Genomic DNA, 21,530 nt, shown 5'->3' with positions numbered 1-21,530 from the left:
AGGCGCCCCGCGCGGTGCCGAATTGCACCATGATCGACTGGGACGACATTCGCTACTTTCTTGCCGTGGCACGCGGAGGCTCATTGCGCGCGGCGGCTGAGGCGCTCGGTGTGAACCATTCGACCGTGCTGCGGCGCGTCGCCCAACTCGAGGCACGCCTAGGGGCGCAGATGTTCGAAAAGCTGCCTTCGGGCTACCGCGTGACGCCAGCGGGTGAAGAGGTACGGGAACTCGCGGAGCAGATGGAAGTGTCGTCGCACCAGTTGGAGACGCGCGTCCTCGGGCGCGACCAGAGCGTGCGCGGGCTTCTGCGGGTGACGTTGGCACCGACCCTCGCGACGCACCTGCTTATGCCGGACTTCGCCGAATTCGCGCGTCTGCATCCAGACATCGAAATTGAAATCTTGTCGTCCGGCGAGCTGGCAAATCTGACCAACCGAGAGGCCGACGTGGCGATCCGTGTTGTCTACGACCGCAAGACCCTGCCGTTCAATCTTCACGGCCTGAAGGGACCGGATGTATTTGGCGGCGTCTACATGTCCCGTGATCGACTAGCCGCGTGGCATGCGGGCTCGCCTCCCATCCGGTGGATCGTCATAAGCAGTCATGGAATTCCGGATTGGGCGAGCGAAGGTGAGGTTCGCACCGTCGAGGCTCCGATCAGGGTCACGGACGCAGAGGCACAGATCGTCGCGGTGCGGCAGGGGCTTGGAATGACGACGGTGCCATGCTTCGTCGGGGAGGCCGATCCTCTACTGGTGAGGGTGCCGGGGACCGACCTGCACATGTACGGAACGCTTTGGCTTCTCACACATGGGGAAACACGCAAGACGAAGCGCGTGCAGCTATTCACGGAGTTCGCGTCCCGCAGGCTCGCCGCGTACGCTCCGCTTCTCGCGGGGCGTACAAAAAAATTACTCGGGGCTTGAAAATAGCTGTCTTTAATCAACATCTCACCGTCCTCCTGTGTGGTTCACAGCAGCCAAAGCTTCGGCGTGAATTTGAGTGCCGCTTCGTGCGGCAATGTTCTTATTATGTTCTAGTCCGCGATGGAGTCAAGCCAGCACGAGATGGCTTGATAGCGCGCGTCAACAGACCCGCAGGTGGCAGTTGCCGCGTATTTGTTTCAGTTTGCGAGTCCACATTTCGAGAGCCAGCCCTAAGTCAGGTTTAGCTGCCCTCCATTTCTTTGCCCGCTTTGCTGGCATCGATGAAGAGCTAGGGAACTCTACGAGTTCCGGTTCGAACGCCACGCAAACCTGGAGCACGCCATGCCCGACACCCCCACTGTTTTCAAAACGGTTCCCGAGCCGAAAGACCGGCGGCTCAGAAATCTTGCAGATTGCATCCGCTTCCTTTCGATGGATGCGGTGCAAAAGGCAAAGAGCGGTCACCCCGGCATGCCAATGGGGATGGCGGATATCGCCGCCGTGTTGTTTTCCGAGTTCATGAAATTCGATGCCGCCGATCCCTACTGGTTCGATCGCGACCGTTTTCTCATCTCGAACGGGCATGGTTCGATGCTGCTTTACAGCCTGCTTTACTTGACGGGCTACAGGGATATGACGATCGAGGAGATCAAGCGCTTCCGTCAGATCGACAGCAGGACGGCTGGGCATCCCGAGTATCATCATGCGACCGGCATAGAAACAACAACGGGTCCGTTAGGGCAGGGGACGGCGAACTCCGTTGGCCTTGCGCTCGGGGAGCGGATCATGAATGCTTCTTTCGGCGATGAACTTGTGGATCATCACACCTATGTCTTCCTTGGCGATGGATGCCTTATGGAGGGCATCAGCCATGAGGCAATATCGCTGGCCGGACACCTGAAGCTCGGCAAGCTGACCGCCTTCTGGGACAACAACTCCATTTCGATCGACGGTGCCACCAGTTTGGCCGAATCCGATGACCAGCCGACGCGGTTCCGGGCGGCGAACTGGCATGTCCAGGAAATTGACGGACACGACACCGACGCCATCCGCGCCGCTATCTTCGAGGCCCACAAGGTGACCGACCGCCCGTCGATGATCGCCTGCAAGACCATCATTGGCTTTGGGTTCCCGACGAAGGCCGGAACGCAGAAAGCCCATAGCGATGCCCCTGGCGAAGAGGAAATCGCCGGCGCTCGCCAAATCTTGGGCTGGACGGCACCACCATTCGAAATACCGGATGAACTTCTTGAGGACTGGCGACGGATCGGCGCAAAGGGGGGTGCCGAGCGGGCTGCCTGGGCCACCCGCGTCGAGAACTCTGGCCACAGGCGCGCCGACTTTGAGCGGCGGATGAAAGGGGAGCTTCCAAGAGGTTGGCGGTCCGCGATCGAAGCAGCAAAGCAGGAGGTACGAGGTTCGGAAAAGGACTTGGCGACGCGACAGGCAAGCGGCATCGTACTTAATCACCTGTTCGATGCCATCCCTGAACTTCTTGGCGGATCGGCCGATCTGACGCCGTCAAATAACACCAAGGCCAAGAATCAGGTCGAGATCAAACCCGGTGAGTTCGCCGGTTCCTACATTCATTATGGCGTTCGCGAACACGGCATGGCCGCGGCAATGAACGGTCTGGCGCTCCACGGTGGCCTGATACCCTACGGGGGTACATTCCTTACGTTTTCCGATTATAGTCGGCCCTCGATCCGCCTTGCAGCAATGATGGAGGTCCGAACGATCTTCGTCATGACCCACGACTCGATTGGTCTTGGCGAGGACGGACCAACACATCAGCCAATCGAACATCTGAGTGCGCTACGCGCCATACCACGCCTTGCCGTCTACCGGCCCGGCGACCCGATTGAGACGGCTGAGTGCTGGGAAGCGATCATGGACAATTCGAGGGAAGCGGCTTTGATCGCTCTGTCTCGCCAGCCCATGCCGCTGTTGCGGCGTGAACGCTCCGAGGGGAACCTTGCCGCGAAGGGAGCCTACGTGCTTCAAGAAGCCGAAGGGGGTGACCGTCAACTGACGATCCTGGCCACCGGTTCAGAGTTGCACCTAGCGGTCGAAGCTCGCGCAATTCTCCAAAGTGAGGGAGTTCGTACAGCGGTGGTGTCAATGCCGTGCAGGCTGGCTTTCGGGAAGCAGGACCCTGCCTACCAGAAGAAGGTCCTTGGCGAAACCCGTGCTCGTGTTGCGGTCGAGGCAGCCGTGCAGGACTCCTGGGATCGGGACCTGGGGTTGGACGGCCTTTTTGTGGGCATGCACGAGTTCGGAGCATCCGGAAAGATCGATGACATCTACAAAAAGTTTGACATCACTACGGACGCGGTCGTCCGAGCTGGACGCCAGGCGATCGCAGCACTGGGTGGTTGACACAAATCAGTCATCGAGCATGTTGGTTTCAGGAAGCTCGTCGTCCTAAGTGTCTTCGTTGAGGGATTTGGGCGGTAACTTGTCCGACGCCGGGACCTGGCCTCTCTGTTGTACCGAACGGAGACCATTTTTGCCTTCAACCCCGGAAGGATTGTTGAGCGCGCGATCGCTGGCCTTGGCGGCCTTGTTGTTCAAGGTGGTAGGGCGGACGAGCACTCAGACTCCATGAGCGCCGTGGGAAACCCTTATCAGAATGGGAATGCCCAGGCCGAAAGCTTCATGAAGACGCTGAAGGTGGAAGACGTCTACCTCGCAGGCTCGAAAACCTTCCCGGACGTCACCGAGCGAGGGTTCGGCTGTCGCATCTGTCAACATGCCCTAGCTCGCGGATGACACCAGTCGGCGCAGGTAGGAGAAATACCTGCGCACATGCTTTGTATGCGTCTCGAACGCACACTCGACCGCTTCTGTCTGGATGTGAACGGAAAGAACCTCCTTTGTGTCACGCACAAAGCTTCCCCAGACAATCTTGGCGGTATGGAAAGCGAAAAGCAGATTGATGTTGCCTTCCACAGATTCAACCGCTTGGAGAATCAGCTTTCGGGGGTCGAGGACCACGCCAGTCTCTTCGTGGACTTCACGTACACCTGCCTCTTGCCAAGTCTCGTTTCTTCCTTGGAAACCGCCTGGGAGCGCAAGCTTTCCGAACCCGTCGGGCAGGGCGCGACGGATCATTAGCAAGCCGTCATTGACTTCGGCCATGACGACGACGACCGTTGCGGGGTTGTCGTGTGCCGTTCGTAGTTCAAGGATCGTCGCCTCGATATCATCACGCAAGCTGCGAAAGGCCTCACCTTGCTTGTTCCAGCTATCGAGTGTTTCGGCATCGCGCAGTGCTTTTTCCAAGCGGGCGACAGTGGCCTCGCGGTCCATCGCTTCTCTTCCTAGTGCGTATTTTCGTTCGCCGTATATAACGCGCTGAACCAAACGTCGCTCTGAAATTTGGCAGATCGCGACGATTTCGGTCTTCCGATGGACGTTTTGATGAGCCGCGCATGCTGGCGTCGTCAACTCGACTTCATTGTAAACGGCAAGGAAGGCAGACGTCAGAGACGTTCCGCACCGGCGCGAATTGCTGCAGCGCCGCCGGGTTCGTGACGGGATATCCCCGTATGAACAATTCCGCTGTACCGCCGGGAATGACCCGTGACGATGCGACGTATAGTCCGGCTCGACGGGCCAACTCCATGCAGGCATGCTCGACAAGGAGTTGATCCACGTTGCTGCCACGCGGAAACTTGGCGATCCACTCTTCCCCATCATCGTCGATCAGCATCTTGGGGTGGGCGCCGCCCATACTGCCGGCGCTGGCAATGAGCTGTCTTTCTCGTTCGCTAAGAGGTTCACGCTCGAGGACGCGTGCAATCAGCGCCTCCGCTTCCTGAAGGGAATCCAAACTCATGAGTGGCTGTTCGTCGACGGGACTATACTTGTCAAAGCTGGAAGACATCCCAAGCGCACCGAAACGGCGGTCGCCCGCATACCAGAGCTTGTCGAGGGGGCTCACGCGCGAGGGGCGTGAGACGACCCTAATCATGCGCTCACCCCAGCGATCGGGCATGGCGTCTTCGATTGCGCCAGGAGCCACCATGTCCTTCAAGGGAGCATGCAGCTTCTTGTCATGGGTGAGGTCCGGAGAGAGGGGGAACCCCGAACGCCTCCACTCGTCATCCAGTTCAAGAAGGCACCTCCGATTGCTCGCCTCGAGCTTCACCCGCCCAACGAGGCGCGGCTCGAGCGGGTTTTCGAGATACCAGACTGCAAGAAAATTTCCTCGGAAGTCGCCCATGCTACCCTCTCTTTCGGCTCGCCCGGTTCACGTCGAGCATCGTGGCGTACTCGTCTTCGCCAGGCTTGAGAATTTCAGCTAGCTGCTCAGACTTCCCAAAGATCCAAAGCGCCGCCGCGTAAACACCTATCGACACCTTTGCATCGCCCGCTTCCATCCTGCGCAGCGTAGGGATCGAAGTCCCCATCCTCGCGGCCATGGTCTTCAGGCTGTCTCCTCTACGCTCGCGGGCGGTGCGCAGATGAGAGCCAAGTGTTTCCAGCGCAATCAGCGCTGCGTCAGTTAGTACTTCAAGCGACGTGGAGCTCTTGGACATAAACGTTCGCTTTCTCATATTGACCTATTTGTATACATATATGTTCTTTTAGAACAAATTCAAGAACTACCCGCTCGTCCCAGGAGCGTGGAGGGATTCGGACACAGCCTCAAGCATTCGACAACAAGGCTTGTCGACCATATTGATCCCGTCATAGGGCCTCACGGGTTGAAAGACGAACCCAATAATGTCGAAGTGATAGCTGGTGGCAGTCGCTACCTAATACCGCGAAATCGATACCGGACCGTGGGTTCTGATTTCGAAAACAGAGTCACCCGCCTTGGCCGAAGGCCGGGAAGTCAGGGTTTACTTCGAGTTTTGCCAGGGTTGCGGTGACCGATATCGACGATGTTCATCCATGTCGATCTGGGAGTAGGTGCGTTTAATGTCGTGTTCCTTGCAAACGATAGGCCACTGTTATCTATCGCAAGTCGCATATGTGGACGGTCTCCTTCTCACAAGGGGATAGGTAATATGTGATCTGATCGCTTGCGCTCATATGTCCGGCCTGTTGATGCGGCTGCATATGACCGCTGGCCAAGATGGTTTCCGCAACGAGGGTTCCTAACACTTCAGCGGCTTTGAAAGCCTCTGCGACTTACGGATTGTCTCTCGTCTTGGACCGATCGATCACACCATCTACCTGTCCTTCTGCAAGATGTGTCAGCGATGAAGGCGGGGTTAGTTCACCCAGCCGCTAATCGAGATGCCGAATATCCGGAATAAGCTTCGCCGCTGACGAGTAGTTTCCAGGCAATGCGAGCCATTTTGTTGGCAAGAGCGACGGCCGCCAGCATTGCGGGTTTGCGTTTGATCAACGCCATGAGCCATGGCGAGATCTGGCCTCGACCCAGACGGGCGTGTCGAACCACGTTCGTGGCGCCAGACACCAGCACACTTCGCAGGGCTTCGTCACCCGCATGCGTCCACCGAGCCGCCTTTTGCCGCCGCTCGAATGATCTTTCGGCGTCAAACCAATCCACGCGGCAAAATCACGACCGGATTTAAAGCATTGGGGATCGGGTGTCTTCATCACAAGAAGTGCTGCACCTATAGGCACGAGCGCCGGCAACGCGTCCTCTGCGCATACGTCGGTTCAAATCCAAGCGTTCCGACGCGCGCACCACCGACATACAGTAGCGTCCCAAGCATCATTTCTTTAGTGTATGCGGCACTTCGAAGAGGTGCCGGATGCGCTCCGCCAAAGAGGTAGGCTGACCGGACGCTTCCTTGTCACGACCGGTCCCTAAATGCTCTTCCGACTGCATTCTCTTCGCAAGGAGCTGACCGAGTTCGTCCGAAAGCGATGGCCGATCGTGCATCACGGTCGCCAGATGATCTTTCGATATCTCGTATACGACGACAAATGTGAGCGCCCGAATTCGAGCGGTTTCCGGCGTTCCCATCAGGACACCACGCTCTCCGAACAAGTCGCCGGGAGCGAGACGCGTGAGCTCCTCGCAGCTTTCTTCGGTTTGCTTCTCCACCACGACAACGCCGCTACGCACGATCATCAATGAGGTCATCGAGGCATCCTGCGGTGCGATCACCATGTCCTTCTTGAAGGTGAGACGCTTCATGCTGGCGGCAAGGCTTTCCATCTCGTCTTCCGTGAGCGTGGAGAACAGAGCAATCGAGTTCAGCAATCGCCACGCCGTTCCAGGGTGCTTGATGCCATCCGAACTCTGGATGGCGTCGGCCTGTGCGCCGTGAGGGGCGCCAAGTTGGAGACCTGCGGCCTTCGCATGTCTGAAGACGAGATCATAAATCTCATTCCTGGCTGCCGACGCGCGCGAAAGGTTTGACACCTTAAATGCCAGTTCGACCTCGATCGCCGAGGAGTCGACACCGACGATCGAAACTGACGGAGGAGGGGACGTGAGAATGCAGTTGGCACTCAACAACACGGTTTTCATGGCCTCTTCGACGACGGCCGGCGGACGTGTAGGCAGCAGTCGAACGGTGATCGTGGCGCCATGTATCTCGTCCGTCCCAGTCAGGTTCGTCAAGCGGGCTTTTGCCAGCGCGCTGTTCGGAACGATGATGAGGTCGTTCGTGTTGTTGAGCAGGTGCGTGGCGCGCCAGTTCGTTTCGACGACGCGGCCTTGGACGCCGTCTTCCAAGGCTATCCAGTCGCCTACCGTGTAGGGCCTTCCGAGATTGAGCGCGATACCGGAAAAGACGTCGTTCAAAGTGCTTTGAAGAGCTAGACCGAGAACGATGGCGAACACACCTGATGTGGCAATCAACGTGCCAACCGGCAGGCTGAAGACGAACGCGATGACGGCAAGTGCCGCACCTGAATAGATCAGTCCGACAAGCAGATCCTGGATCAGCCGGCCCTCTCTCGGCTTGCGCTCGAAAATCAGGAAGAGGCGTACCCCGCTAACCAGCGTCATGGCGCCGCCAATCCACCAGGTCGCCTTTGCAAGTCCGATGAATATGTGGTGGGTCAGGTCCTCTGCCGTCGTGTCGCCGATCCACGGTGCAACGCTATTGGAGACGAGAAGGACGGTAAGGAGGGCGAAGAAAACCACATTGGCGGAGAAGCGGGTTCCCGAATGCCCACGAGCAAGAATGCGCGCAATCAAGGCCAGGGCCACAAGCGCCGCGAACTGTGCGATCGGGTCTTGGACGAAATGCGTAAAGCTGACCATGAACTCTCCCTCACTTGACCCGTTTAAGTCACGCTACGACGCCCCCGCATGCGGCCAAACAGCCCAAAGGAGAGGGTCGGCGCCATCCTTTCGCCTTGCTATGGACTGACAAGGCGGCCCGCCGAATTGATAATCGTACAAAGGATTTGCACCATGATGCCCAAGACAGTTTTGGCTACCGCTATCGCTTTCCTGGTCGGCGGACAGGCCTTCGCGTCGAGTGACGGTGCCTGGAATGCCTTGTTTGCAAAGGCGAACGGCACATGCATCGGACTGTCGGGGCTGGACACGCCGGAGGCGTCAACACCCGTCGTGTTCGACGATTCCGTTGGTAAGATCGCCATCTTGCTCAAGGGAGCGATGGGCCGCGGGAAGGTGAAGACGAACGTCAGCATGATCTGCCTGTACGACAAGAAGTCCGGCAAGGCTTCCATCGAGGAGTATCGCTGGCTCGGGAAGTAAAACTAAAACCAACAGTGCTGGGGAGGGCCATCGCTGGAACGAATTTATTTGCAGCGGCGGCGAACGATGTCCAAACCTCACGGAGAATATTGGCTGAACACGAGGTCCTTTGAGCGATCCAGTCTCGTATGGCAGGCAAAACAGGACTTCAAGAGGGGCTCGCTCTGGTTGGCGACGCCGTTCTCGAACTGACCGTATCCCCAGCCTCCGCTTTCTGCGTACCTCTTCGAGTCCTTCACGCTGATCTGAACGTTCGTGGGGGCGCCCGCGACGAAGGACTGTGGCGTCGGAAACACCGCGTCGTTCTCCGGAGACGACTTGTAGACGTAGGCCAGACGGGCGATCACCGATCCATCGGGGAAGGGTCGCGTCCCCTCGCGGAACGCCTTCACGGCGATGTCGTTTCCAAGGATGCCGCGGATATCGTTGTTCTTGCCTGCCTCGTGGGCGACAGTGATCATCTGCCAGCCGCGGTATCCCTCCGGAAGGCTGACGCCGTAGATCGGTGAGACGTTTTCGGTCGCGCCACCTGCCGCGGCAACCGATAGGCCGATCGCGGCAATGCCTGAGGCCACCGCAGTGAGTTTTCGCATTTCAACCTCCATCGGGATAGATCGTCGCTACCGTCAGTGCGGCAAGGCCTCCTCCGACAATCTGAACGATCACGAAAAGCGTCGCGGCGACCACCGAAGCGCTCGCGGGCGTGGCGAGCAGACTGATCGCCACCGCAGGGTTCGCGATAGATCCTGTCGGGGTCGATAGGATAGCGGCCATCAACCACAGGCCCACGGCGAACGGACCCACGAATTTGTTCGTGCTTCGCGAGCAACAGAATACTACGGTCATCAGGCCGAACGAAGCCACTCCCTCGCTCGCCAGTAACGAGATAGCGGGGAATTGCGAACCTGGCAGTCCGGGCGCCTCAGAAAAGATGACCGTCGAGACCAGCGCACCGACCACGCCTCCTACGATCTGAGCCGTAACGTACCAGACCGTGCAATCCAGCCGTCTTCTCCCCATGGCCCACTGCAGCAAAGTGATCGTCGGATTGAAGTGTCCGCCCGACACCGCACCGAAAGCCAGTATCAAGCCGATCAGACTGCCGGCGATCGCCATCGCTGACGACGATTGCGAGCTGCCATCGTGAAGACCTGAACCCACGACCGCGATCATCAGCATCGCCGTGCCCACGCCTTCCGCCAGCGACCGACGGAACAGCGAAACGGTCGCATCGTCCTCGACAAAGCATTTGCGCGATGGCGTACCACCCACCCCTAGGCGTGCGACGCCCATCTCGCCTCCACGGCGTCCATCTTCATCGCCAATTCCTCGGGCGTGAGCAGACCTTTCTGGAAGGCGATATTCGCGAAGGCGGCAATCCATCTCTCGTAGTAGGAAAGCTTGCCGACCAGGTCGGACCCCAAGGATTCGACGCCGCGTCGTTTCTCCTCTGTGTTGATGATCTTGTGGAAGTCGAGGACGTCCGCCAACGCGTGGCACCGTTTCTCCCATGGCAGCAGTTCGTGCTCCACTCTTTCGATCTTCGGTGCTTCGAGCCCGCCGATGTCGTTCGGCAATCGCTTTACAAATTGTTCGCTGCCGGTCATGCCGCAACTCCCTGGGTTGGCGATTGGATCTGGATGACGCCGATCATGGCGTCGCGGGTGACGAGGGCGGCGAGCTGCTCCTCGTCGAGACCGTCCGTCCCGGCCGGACGCATCGGTAGGACTAAATACCTCTGAATGGCGGTGGAGTCGCTGACGCGGATCTCGACGTCGTCTGGGATGTTCGTGCCGAACTCCTCGAGCACCTTCCGCGGTTCGTAGACCGCACGCGCCCGATAAGGCTTCAGCTTGTACCAGTCGGGTGGAAGCCCCAGGACCGGCCGCGGATAGCAGGAACAGAGAGTGCACACGATGAGGTTGTGGACCTCCGATGTGTTCTCAAGCACGATCAGTTGGGTTTCGTCGTAGAAGGTGATGCCGAGTTCCTCGCAGCCCGTCCTGCCGTTCTCCAGCAGGCGGCCCTTAAACTCTGGGTCCAGCCATGCTCTAGCGACAACCTTCGCACCTAATGCCGGGTTGCGGGAATCGAGCACCTCGATCTGCCGCCGGATTTCGCCAGCGGTGAAGTAGCCCTTTTCGATCATCAGTTCCTGAAACGCAGTCTCCATGACGTCGTAGTATCCGGGCGCTTCCGGCGCGACGATCGGAGCGTGGTCATGATCACGGTTATCATCATGGCCGTGGTCTTCGTGTTCGTGCCCGCTCATCGTGAAACTCCTTCCAGCCATGTCTCGAACACCTCGATCCGAAGGCCGTCGCCGGGCGAACCCGCGTAGTCACTCCAGATCGACGTCATCGGCACGGCAATTCGATAGTAGTGGCGAACTGCTCCCGCGTTGCGGCCGAACCCCTCTTCTTCGTTGTTGACCGCCTTCGGCTCCATGATCGCCTCTACGATGGCTGTCTTGCCACGCAGGTAGGTCGGGACGCGGTAGTGGCCAACGGGTGCACGGTTCGAGACCTTGACCGACTGTCCGACCGCGAAGATGGGCAGCTCGCCAAAGGCGGGCACGACGCCATCGACTTTTCTGGTTGGTGCATGGGCGGACTTCATCCGATCCTCCAAAAGGTTTCTCGAGGGAGACTAGAAGTGCATGGCCGGCCGATCTTTCGAATTCGTGCGATGCAGTGACGGGCGGCGACGGCGCGCGCAATCGGACGGTTTCGATAAACGGCGCCAGGTGAATGTGGTCTGATGGCTGTGATTTCCACCCCGTATAAAGGAATTCGAAGATGACCCACATAGTCGTCCACCCAGCACCAGGTCCGTCGCCGATCTCCCCTCAGGAACTGCTCTCGTGGACCGTCTTCGCCGGCCTCCTTCTGCTGATGGCCCTGTACTTCGTGGGTGCGGAGCAGGGCGCGACGTCGCTCATCCAGGGCGACGCCGTTCATGAGTTCGTCCACGACGGCCGGCATCTGCTCGGCTTTCCATGCCACTGAGGCGACCGTCATGATTCAGAGACTTCTGTTCGCAGGACTGCTGTCCGGACTGGTTGTCGCGCTGTTCGCCTTTTCGTTCGCACGCGTCTACGCCGAACCCACCATTGAACGCGCGATCTCCCTGGAGGAGGGCGGTGCTCACAAGCATGCGGCTGTCGAGAAGGGCACGATCTCTAGGAGCACCCAACGCAACGCCGGTCTTTTCACGGGCGTCGCCGCATACTGCACGGCGCTCGGTGGCTTCCTTGCGATAGGGATGGCCTTCCTTCATGGCCGTCTGAGTGTCCGGCCGCGGTCGGCCGTCTGGACGCTCGCCCTGACCGGCTACGTCGCCCTCGTACTGGTTCCCCAGCTCAAGTACCCGGCAAGCCCGCCTGGTGTCGGGAGCGCGGAGACGATCGGCGTCAGGACGGAACTCTATTTCGTCATGATCCTCGCATCGGCCGTGTGCATGGCCGCGTCGGTCTGGATCGCCTTCCGGATACGCCGGCGGATGGGGATGGCATTGTCGCTCGCAATAGCGACCGGCCTGTTGGTCGCGCTTGCGGCCGTGTTGATGACGATCATGCCTGCGGTATCGGAAACGCCCCGCGATTTCCCCAGAGGTCTCCTGTTCGAATTCCGCCTCCACGCTGCATTGATGCAATTGATCGTCTGGGGAGGGCTTGGCTTCCTCTTTGGTCGAGTGGCCGAACACGTCGTCGAGCACGATCGCCCGGCGGGCGTCGTACGTCATAGGATACCGAACGCCTGACTGCGTTCCGAACTGGCTTTCGTACGCCCCCAGGACTAGCATCCCGGCATGTGATCCCGGAGCAGTCGCACCGATGAACGACGTCTCGCATGCGGACCCCCCAGGAACGACGCTCCGAAAGGGCGCCGAGAAGTGCGATATCGAGCAGTTCGTGATCGCGGCGATGCATTCGGCTCGAGCGGAAAGGGCGTTCATCGTGACGTCCACCAACGACGGGCTCATGGTCGCTGTCGAGGCGAACGCCGAAGGTGTCGTGTTCTTGTCCAAGCCCGCGGCTCTTTATGAACTCGACGGGACCGTTCTTCGCGAAGTGGTCGGCTCCAGAAATACAATGGCTGTCTCCGACCCGACCCGTTCGATCATATGCGTTCCTCTCGGGCTCTCGGAGCGCCTCTACGGAGTGCTTTATCTGGAGGCGGAGGAAAAACCCGTCTCCAGACGTCTCGTCGAAAACCTGGAATGGCTTGCATCAGCCTTCACCGTCACGCTGGAGAAGAGAAGGGCCGATGAAGAGCTGCGTTCGGTCCGGGAGGAAGCGGCTGCCGTCGAGCGGGAGCTCAGGCTCAACCTCGACATGATCCCGGCCCTTACCTGGATCGGCGGCCCCGGTGGCGAGCTCGAAGAGGCGAGCAGGCAGTGGCATGACTACACAGGCATCGGGCGTGAAGACGCGCTCGGCATGGGCTTCCTCGGATCGTTCCACCCCGACGACGTTCAAAAGGTCATTGCAGCATGGACCGAACTACTCGTCGCTGGCAAGCCCGGCGGCGTCGAGGCGCGCATCCTCAGGCACGACGGCGAGGCGCGATACTTCATGCTCCGGGCTGTCCCGCTCATCGGAGACGATGGCAAGGTCCGGAAGTGGTACGGGATCAACACCGACATCGACGACCTGAAACGCGCGGAATTCGAACTTGCCAAGAGCCAGGCCGTGATGGCCGAAGCGCAGCGGATCATCGAGACCGGAAGTTGGTCGTGGGACATGATATCGGACGTGTTCACCTGTTCTGCCGAGTGCACGAACATCGTCGGTCTTCCGAGCACGGAAATAACGTTCGAGACCTTGATGGAGAGGGTGCATCCGGAGGATCGGGAAATGGTCGCGGAGGCTCACGGCAGGGCCCTCCAGGGCGACGAACTGAACGTCGAGCACCGTTTCGTTCTGCCGGATGGCACGGTGAAGTTCATTCACGCCCGCGGCCGCCTGATCTACGAGAGAAGCCACCCGCGCGCCTATATCGGCACGATCGTCGACGTCACCGAGGCCAGGCGTTCAGAGGAGCGCATACGCAGTTCGCTCGCCGACGCCCAACGAGCACAGGCTTCGCTCGCGGAAGCACAAATGCTCAGCCACGTGGGAAGCTTCCAGATCAAGCCTTCGACGGGCGAGATCATCTGGTCGGCGGAGACCTACAACATATACCGACTGGATCCTGTCCAACCTCTGACGCATGACGCGGTGATGATGAGGGTCCATCCCGACGATCGCGAGCGAATCGATCAGACTTACGCCTCGGGTATTCGGGATCGGGTCCCCTGGGAGGCGGAACATAGGCTACTGCTGCCGGACGGCTCGATCAGGCATGTTCACTGCATGGTCCGCGTCGAAACGGACCCCGAACAGGAACCCGAGGTGTTCGGGGCGATCATCGATTTGACGGACCGTGTGAACAGCGAAGAGGCGCTAAGGAAAGCCCAAGCCGACGTCGTCAGAATGAACCGCCTGACAGCGATGGGCGCCGTCACCGTCTCCATCGCACACGAGATGAACCAGCCGCTCATGGCCATCGTCACGAACGCGGCCACATGCCTGAGCTGGCTCGACCGCCCGGAACCCGACCTGGACGAAGCGATAATGGCCGCGGAACGGATCGTCAAGGAGGGGAAGCGGGCGGGAGACGTTCTGTTGAACGTTAGGAACATGGCGCGCAATTCGCGACCGTCGATCGCGATCGTCAATATCAACGAAGTCGTCGCCGACGTCATGACAATGATGCGAAGCGAACTTCGCAGCCGCCAGATCAGCGCAACCGTCTCCCTGTCGCAGGCCATCCGTCCGATCCGGGGCGACAAGGTCCAGCTTCAACAGGTTCTTCTAAACCTCATGCTCAACGCGGCGGAGGCGATGACGGAAAAGGATCATGCCCGGACCATCGTCGTCGTCAGCGAGGACCGCGGCTCTCATGGCGCCGCCGTCCGGGTCGAGGACAACGGCCATGGCCTCGACCCTATTGCGTCGGAGCGCATATTCGAAGCATTCTTCTCCACCAAGCCGGAGGGCACCGGCATGGGCCTGGCGATCTGCAGGTCGATCATCGAAGCGCATAGCGGAACGTTGTCCGCGCGACTTCGGGCGTCGGGAGGGTCGGTCTTCGAGTTCGCGATACCATATGCAAGGGGGGCAAATGAACCAGAAGCAACGTGAAGACGCCTCCGCGCAGGTCGTCGTCATCGAAGACGACGTCGGCGTGCGCGAGTCGCTTGTCGGCCTGCTACGGTCCATGAAGTTCAACGTGACGGCATTTTCCTCGGCGACGGAGTTTTCGGCAAGGGGACAGCTTGGGTCCGTCGCCTGTATGATCCTGGACGTCCGGCTCCCCGGCCAGAGCGGCATCGAATTTTACGAAGAGGTTCGCACTCGCGGCTTCCACCGACCGGTGATCTTCATGAGCGGCCACGCCGACGTACCGATCGCCGTGCGCGCGATGAAGGCGGGCGCGGTCGAGTTCCTGACAAAGCCCGTTCGCGAGCAGGACCTTCTGGATGCCGTGCACGCAGCGATGAAGCGGGACAGCCGGACGACGATGAAGGAGGAGGCGGCCGCGAGTGCGCGAGCCGATTACGAGACGCTGACGAAACGTGAGCAGGAAGTCTTGATCCGGGTGGTGGAGGGACAGCGTAACAGACAGATCTCGACCGCGTTGGGGATCACGGAGGCGACGGTCAAACTTCACCGGGGAAACGTCATGCAGAAGATGCATGTTCATACCCTTCCCGAACTGGTGCGGCATTATGATTTGCTCGAGTTGGGCGAGCAGGCGAGCACCTCTACCAAAGGCTAGTTCTAAAAGAGTTTTCCACGACGTTGGTCGCGTTGCGAATTTTCAACCGAGGCGATAGAATTACTGCGAAGGATCGATTGATGGTTGATGCGCCGAAGACCTCCCTGGTGGTTTGCGTCGAGGATGACGAGCCCGTCCGCGACGCGCTTAGAGGATTGCTGCGCGCCAACGGCATGCGGGTGGTCGCCTTTGCGTCGGCCGAAGAATTCCTCGCTTCGGCGGAACTGCACACGGCGGCCTGCCTGGTAACAGACATCCAGCTCGGCGGGATTTCGGGACTGGACCTGCTGGACAGGCTATCCGGAATGACCAGAAGGATTCCGTCAATTCTGATCACCGCCCATTCCAACGTCGCGGCCGGCGATCGCGCCAGGAATTCAGGCGCTCTAAAAACTTTCTTGAAGCCCGTCAGTCCCACGGATCTCCTCGAGGCTATCAGGGGTGCGCTGGCGACGCAGCAGGGCGCTTAGGCTACGGTCCTTCATGCCTCGCGGATCGAGCATATCGTTCGCGGAGGGCGTCGTCCGCCGCAGGACCAGCCGCCCACCTGAAATGCGGCTCCGACATCGATCGCCCGCTTACGCCATCGATCAACAGCGGCTCGGCTTCCCCCCCGGTTTCATCATTCACTAGCAAGACGCTCTTGCCCTCCGGCGCAAAGTGCCGATTTCCAAACGCGACCATCGATTGGAGCACGGATTCGAAATCGCGGCATCGGTCCGTGGGTGTGTATTCGTATCGCTGCGGCTTCACTTCATAGCGAATGCGCTCCAGCATTCCGGCTTCCACAAGGGCCTTCAATCTTCGGGCCAGCATGCTCGGTGCAATGCCGAGGCTCCTTTCGAATTGGTCGAAACGCGTATAGCCGTGAAGTGCTTCTCGAAGGATCAGCATCGACCACCATTCCGGATCGCGCGGCAGTAGGCGCTCTGCTACGGAGCCACGGGCTCGTCGACGTCATCATTCCTCGCGGCGGGAGGGAGCTTGTCGAGCGCGTACAGAGAGAGGCGCGGGTCCCCGTTCTCGCTCATCGGGATGGCATAAACCATACCTTCGTCCATGCTGCAGCCGATCCGGACATGGCCGACAGGATCGTCGTCAATGCCAAATGCGCCGCACAATCGTCTGCGGCTCCACAGAGACACTCTTGATCGACCGGACGTATGCCCACTCTGCGAGGCTCGTCGTCGCATTGGCCGATGCCGGGTGCGCCTTAAGGGGAGACGAGGAGGCGATGGTTCTCGATCCCCGGATGGCCGCCGCGACGCCGGAGGACTGGGATACGGAATACCTCGATGCGATCTGTTCGGTGGCTATCGTCGACGGCGTCGAAGGTGCGATGAAGCATATTGCGCAACATGCCTCCCATCATACCGATGCGATCATCACCGACGACGAGGCGGTGGCCGCGGATTTCCTCACGGGCGTCGACAGCGCGATCGTCATGTGGAACGCTTCCACCCAGTATGCAGACGGTGGAGAATTCGGACTCGGCGCCGAAATAGGCATATCGACGGGCCGCGTTCACGCCCGCGGTCCAGTCGCGCTCGAAGGATTGACGACATACAAGTGGCAGGTCATCGGGACAGGGCAGGCTCGACCCTGATATGCCCGTCGAGACTGGGCCGCAGGGTCTGGTCTTCCCAAACGACATACCACCTAGCCTCACGCCAACTCACTCGACTTGACCCTCGGCCCGGCAGAAGATCGCCGACGAGATGGCGGACGTCGCGCGAGGTCCGGGTCACGCCATCATAGCAACCAAGCTTGGAGGGCCGCCATGACGAACGCCGTCGACATGATCCATCTGGTTCTTGCCGGAGGAGCGGGCCATCACGCTCTCCAATATCTGGCCGTCGCGGGGATGACGCCCTCCAGTCGGTCGTCCCAGACTGCGCGAGACGTTATCGGTCCTTCTCCGCTGATCGCCATCGAGGACGAGCCGCCACCGAAGCTCATCGTCGATCCGCCGCTTCCGGAGCCATTGTCCCGAGGATTGGTCTTCATCCAGTATCGGGCGGAGAACATCCGCATCGTTCCGGTTTTTGGAGAAGGTGCGCTGCTGGTCTCGCCGCGCATAGGGCACGTCCACGTGACCGTCGACGATCTGCCGTGGCACTTCGTCGATGCCAGCGGCGAGACGCTGATCGTCGTCGGACTTCCGGCCGGCGAGCACAAGGTTCTCGTCCAACTGGCCGATCCGAGGCATCACGTCATCACAGAGCAGACGGTCAAATTCTTGGTGCCAGCGAAGGGATAGTACCAAGGGTTCGAGCTCTTAGGCGATCGCCCGCGGACCGCGCCTTTCCCGCGAAGCCTGCCCCCTTACAGGCTGCGATCTCCGGAGAACATGCCCTCGCGGACCTCGTCGCGAGGGCATGTTCGTTTGCGGCTAGGGGAAGTAACGACATCTCACGGAAATATTCTCGATCATCTAGTATCTACAACCGGGTCGCTTGACGGCCCAAAGGGGTCATTCCCGAACCCAACGACCGAGGCCAGGAAGCCGCCACCTGCTGTTACATATCAGCGTTGCATAACAAGTAGTATGCGTTTGCCTAAGATGAGATCATAAGGCGCCTAGCTGATGCACAAGAGGGTCTTTATGATGGATTGGGTCCCTATAGTCTTCGTTACGTTTAAGGTTCTCGCGTTAGGCACGGCCATGTTCTTCGCCATCAAGTGGCATTACGATCAAGGGGAGAAAGGGGAGAGGCGAGCGGTACTACGCTCGGGCGGCAAGATGGCCGCAGTCTTCATTCTAGCGCTAATAGGCGTGGGGCTCGTCGCCTTGATCCTTAGCAGGATGCTCGGTTTGGACTTGAGCTTCCCATGACGGCATCAATAATGTACGTGCTCTCGAAGCAACAATGAGAGTGAATCACGAGGTAGGAAGCCGATCAAGCACCGACTAAATCAACGATATCGGCGCATCTGAGACTCTTGCCAGCATCCCGAGTTGGTCCGACGCGGCCGCCCACCGGAATTAGAACACGATCGGAGAGCGGCGCCGTCATGGTCACCCTAGGCGGCTTCGCGGTCGACCTTCGGGAAGTCGACGTCGGTCTTAAAGACTTCGTTCATGTAGTTCGTGAAGGTGTTCGCCGCTACGTGCGCGACGATCTCCAGCAGTTCGCCGTCATCGAAGCCGGCCGCCTTTAGTCCTTCCACCTCCTGTTCGGAGACGCCGCCCCTGGCTTCCGCGACCCTGACCGCGAACTTCACCGCGGCATCGGCCCTTGCTTCGGACGATCCGCCGCGGCGTGCAGCCGCGATCTCCTCGAGACTGAGCTTGGTCACGTGGGTGCCGGTATAGGTATGTGCGGCAAGGCAATATTCGCAGCCGTTCATCTGGGCGATCGCCAATGCGATCCGCTCGCGGATCTTCTTGTCGATCTTGCCCTTGCCAAGCGCACCATTCAAGGCTGCTGCATAGGCTTCGAGCACGGATGGGCTGTTCGCCATCATGCGGAACACGTTGGGCAGCGCGCCGATCTGCTTCTTGATCGCCTCCAGCGTCGGCTTGGCAGCTTCGGGCGCCTCTTCGAGTGTCGCGAAAATTGGAAGTCGAGCCATTTTCAATCTCCTTTGTGGCTTCAGCTCCGGCAGTCGTTGTGCGTTAAGCGGCTCTTCAATGCAGATCGTGCGGAAGGAATCCTTCCGGCTCACGTGGCAGATGTTCGATGACGAGTGGGCCGTCGACCGCATGCTCGAGGCTACGCGCCATTGCGGCGGACCGACGGGCGTCCCGCCATTTTCGCGGCGTGACGGCGGTGATCTTTTTGAAGACCGTCGTAAAGTGTGGCTGGTTCTGGAAACCCGTCTGCAGGGCGATTTCGACGAGGGCCACGTCGGTGGTAATCAGCATCCTGGCTGCGGCCTGAATCCGCATCCGCAGAAGGAATTCATGAGCGCTCATCGAGGTGGCGGCCTTGAACGTCGCCGCGAAATGCGCCCGCGAGAACCCCGCGACGTCGGCCAGCTCCTCCAGTGACATCCGCCGATCAAGACGGGATTCCGCGTAGCGTCTCACTCTGCTCAGCCGCCATGCCGATAAGGGATGCACTCTGGGCAGCGATCGATAGTGTTCGAATGCCAGCTTCGAAAAGTCTCTGGTGATTTCGCATCGCCGGGCAGGCGAACTTTCGGAGATCTCGCCAATCAGCTCCGCGAGGCGAATGTCGCGGATGTTGAACCGTCCTCCGACAACGGAGCACGGCCCCCGGTAAGGCTCACGCAGGAAGGTGAGCACATAGAGACATGCCTCGGACTGCAATTCGACGGCAATGGGATCGGGACCTTCCACGAAGGTGACGCTGTCCTCGATCATCAGTCCTTGAAAAAGGACGCGGCCCTTCTGCTCCAGACGCAGTTCGGAGTCACGGGCTGCGACGACGAACGTCCCGGCGCCGGACCCGAGCGAGGTGGTGATCGCCCGGTTTCCGTTCTCCCGCGTCAGTTTCGCCAAGGAGATGTTCGGGTCGGCGACGCTGTAGTGCTCGACGTGCAGGCAGTCGTCGATCGTTTCGAAGACGTCGCGTATCCTACCCAAGCTCACCTTGATGGCGGTATCGGTCTGCATCTGCTGCTCCTCTTGAAAAGGGCGCCATTTGTCGGCCGTCGTGTTGCCGCACTACTTGTCGGCGGCGGCCCGCTCGATCATCGCGGACACGAGGTCGGGATGGGAGATCATCACGACATGCGATGCGCCCTTTACGCCGACGGTTTCCTTTGCGCCCGCACGCTTTGCCATGAATTCATGGAGTTCTGCTGGAATGTTCTTGTCGGCGGTGCCGTAGATGAAATGCGAAGGCAGTTTTTTCCACGACGGATCTCCTGAAGGATCGTCCAGGGCTTCGGCGGTGACAGGACGCTGTTCAGCGCCCATCAGCGCTGCCTTCGGTTCCGGAACGTCGGCCGCGAACTGCTTCCAGAACTTGCTTTGCAGGATGTAGAGATCGTGCTTCCCGTCGGGCTGTACGACGGGCGGCGCCAGGGCGTCGCCGAGCGTCCCGGTCGGAAACTTCTTGCCAAGGCTTCCCGCGCTCTCGCCGTTGTCCGGTGCAAGCCCAGCGACGAACACAAGCGATTTCACGTTCGTTCCTTCCACCGCGACGTCGGTGATGACGGAGCCACCGTAGGAGTGACCGACCAAGACGACAGGCCCGTCGATGGACTTCAGGGCCGCCGAGACGTAGTCGGAGTCGTACTTGAGACCTCGGAGCGGATTGGCCACTGCGACGACAGGATATCCGTCCTTCAACAGCTTGGCGGCGACGCCGTCCCAGCTCGCCGATTCCGCGAAGGCCCCATGGACCAGGACGATCGTCGGCTTCGACGCCGCCATCGCGTTTTGAGCCAAGAGGAGAGCAGCGACCATTGCCGCGCCGGACAACAATTTGTTCATTGCGAGTGACCTCACGCTGGGCGCTGGGGGTCTCTGAGACCCGGACGCGCTTCGTTTTCGTTGCTGTGAAGCTACTACGCTCGCCTGTCAGTTGGTGTGAGTTGTCGCGATGCCGTGTGAAATCCGGTGCGGCGCGGTCGGACATTTCTACTTAACGCTCGATTAACCACGAGAGCCCATATTGGTAATGCTGCAAGGGCATATGTGCAGCACTCATGTAAAGCATGGCAGTGCAGTGACTTGCATAATGGGAACCCGCTGAGACCTGCGGGTTCCCTTTTCAATGTGCCCCTTTCATCCTTTGCGAACTGCGCTTGAGGCCCCGACTTGCCGAGAACTCGTCTTGCGCCACATACGAAACATGAAGAAACCGATGTCGTATCTGTCGCGCCTAGCCGAGTACGCTGACGCCATGTTGCACGGGTCGACCGCTCAACAGGTCGGCGGTTTATGCTATCGGAAGTGTGCGGAGGACGGCGTCGAGGTTCTCCTCATAACGACGCGGGAAGCAAAGCTTTGGACGATTCCCAAGGGTTGGGCGATGAAAGGTCTGGCCACCGATGGCACCCTTCGTCCATCGGCGAGCATTTTGACATTGCTGGAAACGCCGACGACCCGGTCGCACTTTCCGGAGCAGGGACAGCGCAACCTCGTATGGTTGCAGGCGTCCGAAGCCGCCCTTCTCGTTGACTAGCCCGAGTTGAAGG

At 59.7% G+C, this 21,530-nt stretch carries 23 protein-coding genes and 2 pseudogenes; 11 read left to right on the top strand and 14 right to left on the bottom strand.

The features are described from left to right. Positions 1-29 precede the first annotated feature (29 nt). Complete coding sequence (locus CPY51_RS29425; protein ID WP_111163886.1) at positions 30-929, top strand: LysR family transcriptional regulator; 900 nt, start codon at positions 30-32, stop codon at positions 927-929. Positions 930-1,271: 342 nt separating this feature from the next. Further along, positions 1,272-3,308: a transketolase gene (gene tkt / locus CPY51_RS29420; protein WP_111163884.1), complete on the top strand. Its 2,037-nt coding sequence runs from the start codon at positions 1,272-1,274 to the stop codon at positions 3,306-3,308. Between the two features lie 378 nt (positions 3,309-3,686). Here tkt and CPY51_RS29410 read toward each other — a convergent pair whose 3' ends face one another. From CPY51_RS29410 to CPY51_RS29390, 5 genes and pseudogenes are all read right to left on the bottom strand, one after another. Continuing rightward, the gene (locus CPY51_RS29410) at positions 3,687-4,379 is read right to left on the bottom strand and encodes an NUDIX domain-containing protein (protein WP_195909647.1); all 693 of its coding nucleotides are present in this window, start codon (positions 4,377-4,379) and stop codon (positions 3,687-3,689) included. A 7-nt stretch (positions 4,380-4,386) separates the two neighbouring features. After that, on the bottom strand, positions 4,387-5,157 hold the full coding sequence (locus tag CPY51_RS29405) for a type II toxin-antitoxin system HipA family toxin (RefSeq protein WP_111163878.1): 771 nt from the start codon (positions 5,155-5,157) through the stop codon (positions 4,387-4,389). 1 nt (position 5,158) lies between these two features. After that, positions 5,159-5,473, bottom strand: coding sequence for a helix-turn-helix domain-containing protein (locus tag CPY51_RS29400; protein WP_111163876.1), 315 nt, complete (start codon positions 5,471-5,473; stop codon positions 5,159-5,161). Between the two features lie 686 nt (positions 5,474-6,159). Beyond that, positions 6,160-6,545 (bottom strand): annotated as a pseudogene (locus CPY51_RS29395) (transposase); the annotation flags it as partial. Positions 6,546-6,624: 79 nt separating this feature from the next. Next, a complete protein-coding gene (locus CPY51_RS29390; RefSeq protein WP_111163874.1) occupies positions 6,625-8,130 on the bottom strand; it encodes a mechanosensitive ion channel domain-containing protein in 1,506 nt (501 codons plus the stop codon). A gap of 153 nt (positions 8,131-8,283) precedes the next feature. Between CPY51_RS29390 and CPY51_RS29385 the strand changes: the two genes are divergently transcribed. Then, positions 8,284-8,592 carry a hypothetical protein gene (locus CPY51_RS29385; RefSeq protein WP_111163872.1) on the top strand — a complete coding sequence of 103 codons (309 nt, stop codon included), beginning with the start codon at positions 8,284-8,286 and terminating at the stop codon, positions 8,590-8,592. A 77-nt stretch (positions 8,593-8,669) separates the two neighbouring features. Here CPY51_RS29385 and CPY51_RS29380 read toward each other — a convergent pair whose 3' ends face one another. From CPY51_RS29380 to CPY51_RS29360, 5 genes are read right to left on the bottom strand one after another with little or no spacing between them, the layout of a single operon-like run. Beyond that, positions 8,670-9,185, bottom strand: a complete 516-nt coding sequence (locus CPY51_RS29380; RefSeq protein WP_111163870.1) for a cytochrome P460 family protein — start codon at positions 9,183-9,185, stop codon at positions 8,670-8,672. A gap of 1 nt (position 9,186) precedes the next feature. Then, complete coding sequence (locus tag CPY51_RS29375) at positions 9,187-9,885, bottom strand: aquaporin (RefSeq protein WP_111163868.1); 699 nt, start codon at positions 9,883-9,885, stop codon at positions 9,187-9,189. Further along, positions 9,867-10,199 carry an SH3-like domain-containing protein gene (locus CPY51_RS29370; RefSeq protein ID WP_018482945.1) on the bottom strand — a complete coding sequence of 111 codons (333 nt, stop codon included), beginning with the start codon at positions 10,197-10,199 and terminating at the stop codon, positions 9,867-9,869. Before CPY51_RS29370 ends, CPY51_RS29375 begins: the two co-directional genes overlap by 19 nt. Beyond that, positions 10,196-10,864: a nitrile hydratase subunit alpha gene (locus tag CPY51_RS29365; RefSeq protein WP_111163866.1), complete on the bottom strand. Its 669-nt coding sequence runs from the start codon at positions 10,862-10,864 to the stop codon at positions 10,196-10,198. The genes CPY51_RS29370 and CPY51_RS29365 overlap by 4 nt, the downstream gene beginning before the upstream one ends. Then, positions 10,861-11,211, bottom strand: a complete 351-nt coding sequence (locus CPY51_RS29360; protein ID WP_111163864.1) for an SH3-like domain-containing protein — start codon at positions 11,209-11,211, stop codon at positions 10,861-10,863. The genes CPY51_RS29365 and CPY51_RS29360 overlap by 4 nt, the downstream gene beginning before the upstream one ends. Before the next feature lie 179 nt (positions 11,212-11,390). Here CPY51_RS29360 and CPY51_RS29355 point away from each other — a divergent pair, with 179 nt between their 5' ends. The 5 genes from CPY51_RS29355 (at position 11,391) to CPY51_RS29335 (ending at position 15,886) form a co-directional block, all read left to right on the top strand. Continuing rightward, on the top strand, positions 11,391-11,600 hold the full coding sequence (locus CPY51_RS29355; protein ID WP_111163862.1) for a CbtB domain-containing protein: 210 nt from the start codon (positions 11,391-11,393) through the stop codon (positions 11,598-11,600). Positions 11,601-11,610: 10 nt separating this feature from the next. Continuing rightward, positions 11,611-12,354, top strand: coding sequence for a CbtA family protein (locus CPY51_RS29350; protein WP_111163860.1), 744 nt, complete (start codon positions 11,611-11,613; stop codon positions 12,352-12,354). Positions 12,355-12,427: 73 nt separating this feature from the next. Further along, positions 12,428-14,779, top strand: coding sequence for a PAS domain-containing sensor histidine kinase (locus CPY51_RS29345; RefSeq protein WP_111163858.1), 2,352 nt, complete (start codon positions 12,428-12,430; stop codon positions 14,777-14,779). Then, complete coding sequence (locus tag CPY51_RS29340) at positions 14,760-15,416, top strand: response regulator transcription factor (protein ID WP_111163856.1); 657 nt, start codon at positions 14,760-14,762, stop codon at positions 15,414-15,416. The genes CPY51_RS29345 and CPY51_RS29340 overlap by 20 nt, the downstream gene beginning before the upstream one ends. An 80-nt stretch (positions 15,417-15,496) precedes the next feature. Further along, positions 15,497-15,886 carry a response regulator transcription factor gene (locus CPY51_RS29335; RefSeq protein WP_111163854.1) on the top strand — a complete coding sequence of 130 codons (390 nt, stop codon included), beginning with the start codon at positions 15,497-15,499 and terminating at the stop codon, positions 15,884-15,886. Position 15,887: 1 nt separating this feature from the next. Here CPY51_RS29335 and CPY51_RS29330 read toward each other — a convergent pair whose 3' ends face one another. Further along, positions 15,888-16,310 carry a winged helix-turn-helix transcriptional regulator gene (locus CPY51_RS29330; protein WP_111163852.1) on the bottom strand — a complete coding sequence of 141 codons (423 nt, stop codon included), beginning with the start codon at positions 16,308-16,310 and terminating at the stop codon, positions 15,888-15,890. Between the two features lie 14 nt (positions 16,311-16,324). Here CPY51_RS29330 and CPY51_RS29325 point away from each other — a divergent pair. Next, positions 16,325-17,022: pseudogene (locus CPY51_RS29325) on the top strand (glutamate-5-semialdehyde dehydrogenase); the annotation flags it as partial. A gap of 258 nt (positions 17,023-17,280) precedes the next feature. Beyond that, positions 17,281-17,676 carry a DUF6130 family protein gene (locus CPY51_RS29320; RefSeq protein WP_111163914.1) on the top strand — a complete coding sequence of 132 codons (396 nt, stop codon included), beginning with the start codon at positions 17,281-17,283 and terminating at the stop codon, positions 17,674-17,676. A 764-nt stretch (positions 17,677-18,440) separates the two neighbouring features. Here the strand turns inward: CPY51_RS29320 and CPY51_RS29310 are convergent. Genes CPY51_RS29310 through CPY51_RS29300 form a run of 3 tightly spaced genes read right to left on the bottom strand, consistent with a single transcriptional unit; the run spans position 18,441 to position 20,823 of the window. Beyond that, positions 18,441-18,992, bottom strand: coding sequence for a carboxymuconolactone decarboxylase family protein (locus CPY51_RS29310; protein ID WP_111163850.1), 552 nt, complete (start codon positions 18,990-18,992; stop codon positions 18,441-18,443). 55 nt (positions 18,993-19,047) lie between these two features. Continuing rightward, on the bottom strand, positions 19,048-19,998 hold the full coding sequence (locus tag CPY51_RS29305; protein ID WP_111163848.1) for a helix-turn-helix domain-containing protein: 951 nt from the start codon (positions 19,996-19,998) through the stop codon (positions 19,048-19,050). 51 nt (positions 19,999-20,049) lie between these two features. After that, positions 20,050-20,823, bottom strand: coding sequence for an alpha/beta fold hydrolase (locus tag CPY51_RS29300; RefSeq protein ID WP_111163846.1), 774 nt, complete (start codon positions 20,821-20,823; stop codon positions 20,050-20,052). 373 nt (positions 20,824-21,196) lie between these two features. On the opposite strand from CPY51_RS29300, the gene CPY51_RS29295 reads away from it, so the two are divergent. Beyond that, entirely contained in the window at positions 21,197-21,517 is a 321-nt protein-coding gene (locus CPY51_RS29295; RefSeq protein WP_111163910.1) for an NUDIX hydrolase, read from the top strand. The last annotated feature ends 13 nt before the right edge of the window (positions 21,518-21,530 follow it).

The organism is Arminella tubonensis (assembly GCF_003240585.1).
GTDB lineage: Bacteria > Pseudomonadota > Alphaproteobacteria > Rhizobiales > Rhizobiaceae > Rhizobium > Rhizobium tubonense.
This window is presented reverse-complemented; position numbering and strand designations above follow the sequence as displayed.

Coding starts and splice junctions, on each gene's coding strand:
- CPY51_RS29380 (WP_111163870.1), bottom strand. CDS start 9,185: ATGCGAAAACTCACTGCGGTGGCCTCAGGCATTGCCGCGATCGGCCTA.
- CPY51_RS29405 (WP_111163878.1), bottom strand. CDS start 5,157: ATGGGCGACTTCCGAGGAAATTTTCTTGCAGTCTGGTATCTCGAAAAC.
- CPY51_RS29345 (WP_111163858.1), top strand. CDS start 12,428: ATGAACGACGTCTCGCATGCGGACCCCCCAGGAACGACGCTCCGAAAG.
- CPY51_RS29350 (WP_111163860.1), top strand. CDS start 11,611: ATGATTCAGAGACTTCTGTTCGCAGGACTGCTGTCCGGACTGGTTGTC.
- CPY51_RS29340 (WP_111163856.1), top strand. CDS start 14,760: ATGAACCAGAAGCAACGTGAAGACGCCTCCGCGCAGGTCGTCGTCATC.
- CPY51_RS29330 (WP_111163852.1), bottom strand. CDS start 16,310: ATGCTGATCCTTCGAGAAGCACTTCACGGCTATACGCGTTTCGACCAA.
- CPY51_RS29390 (WP_111163874.1), bottom strand. CDS start 8,130: ATGGTCAGCTTTACGCATTTCGTCCAAGACCCGATCGCACAGTTCGCG.
- CPY51_RS29310 (WP_111163850.1), bottom strand. CDS start 18,992: ATGGCTCGACTTCCAATTTTCGCGACACTCGAAGAGGCGCCCGAAGCT.
- CPY51_RS29320 (WP_111163914.1), top strand. CDS start 17,281: ATGACGCCCTCCAGTCGGTCGTCCCAGACTGCGCGAGACGTTATCGGT.
- CPY51_RS29355 (WP_111163862.1), top strand. CDS start 11,391: ATGACCCACATAGTCGTCCACCCAGCACCAGGTCCGTCGCCGATCTCC.
- CPY51_RS29365 (WP_111163866.1), bottom strand. CDS start 10,864: ATGAGCGGGCACGAACACGAAGACCACGGCCATGATGATAACCGTGAT.
- tkt (WP_111163884.1), top strand. CDS start 1,272: ATGCCCGACACCCCCACTGTTTTCAAAACGGTTCCCGAGCCGAAAGAC.
- CPY51_RS29370 (WP_018482945.1), bottom strand. CDS start 10,199: ATGACCGGCAGCGAACAATTTGTAAAGCGATTGCCGAACGACATCGGC.
- CPY51_RS29425 (WP_111163886.1), top strand. CDS start 30: ATGATCGACTGGGACGACATTCGCTACTTTCTTGCCGTGGCACGCGGA.
- CPY51_RS29305 (WP_111163848.1), bottom strand. CDS start 19,998: ATGCAGACCGATACCGCCATCAAGGTGAGCTTGGGTAGGATACGCGAC.
- CPY51_RS29335 (WP_111163854.1), top strand. CDS start 15,497: ATGGTTGATGCGCCGAAGACCTCCCTGGTGGTTTGCGTCGAGGATGAC.
- CPY51_RS29360 (WP_111163864.1), bottom strand. CDS start 11,211: ATGAAGTCCGCCCATGCACCAACCAGAAAAGTCGATGGCGTCGTGCCC.
- CPY51_RS29385 (WP_111163872.1), top strand. CDS start 8,284: ATGATGCCCAAGACAGTTTTGGCTACCGCTATCGCTTTCCTGGTCGGC.
- CPY51_RS29300 (WP_111163846.1), bottom strand. CDS start 20,823: ATGAACAAATTGTTGTCCGGCGCGGCAATGGTCGCTGCTCTCCTCTTG.
- CPY51_RS29400 (WP_111163876.1), bottom strand. CDS start 5,473: ATGTCCAAGAGCTCCACGTCGCTTGAAGTACTAACTGACGCAGCGCTG.
- CPY51_RS29295 (WP_111163910.1), top strand. CDS start 21,197: ATGTCGTATCTGTCGCGCCTAGCCGAGTACGCTGACGCCATGTTGCAC.
- CPY51_RS29375 (WP_111163868.1), bottom strand. CDS start 9,885: ATGGGCGTCGCACGCCTAGGGGTGGGTGGTACGCCATCGCGCAAATGC.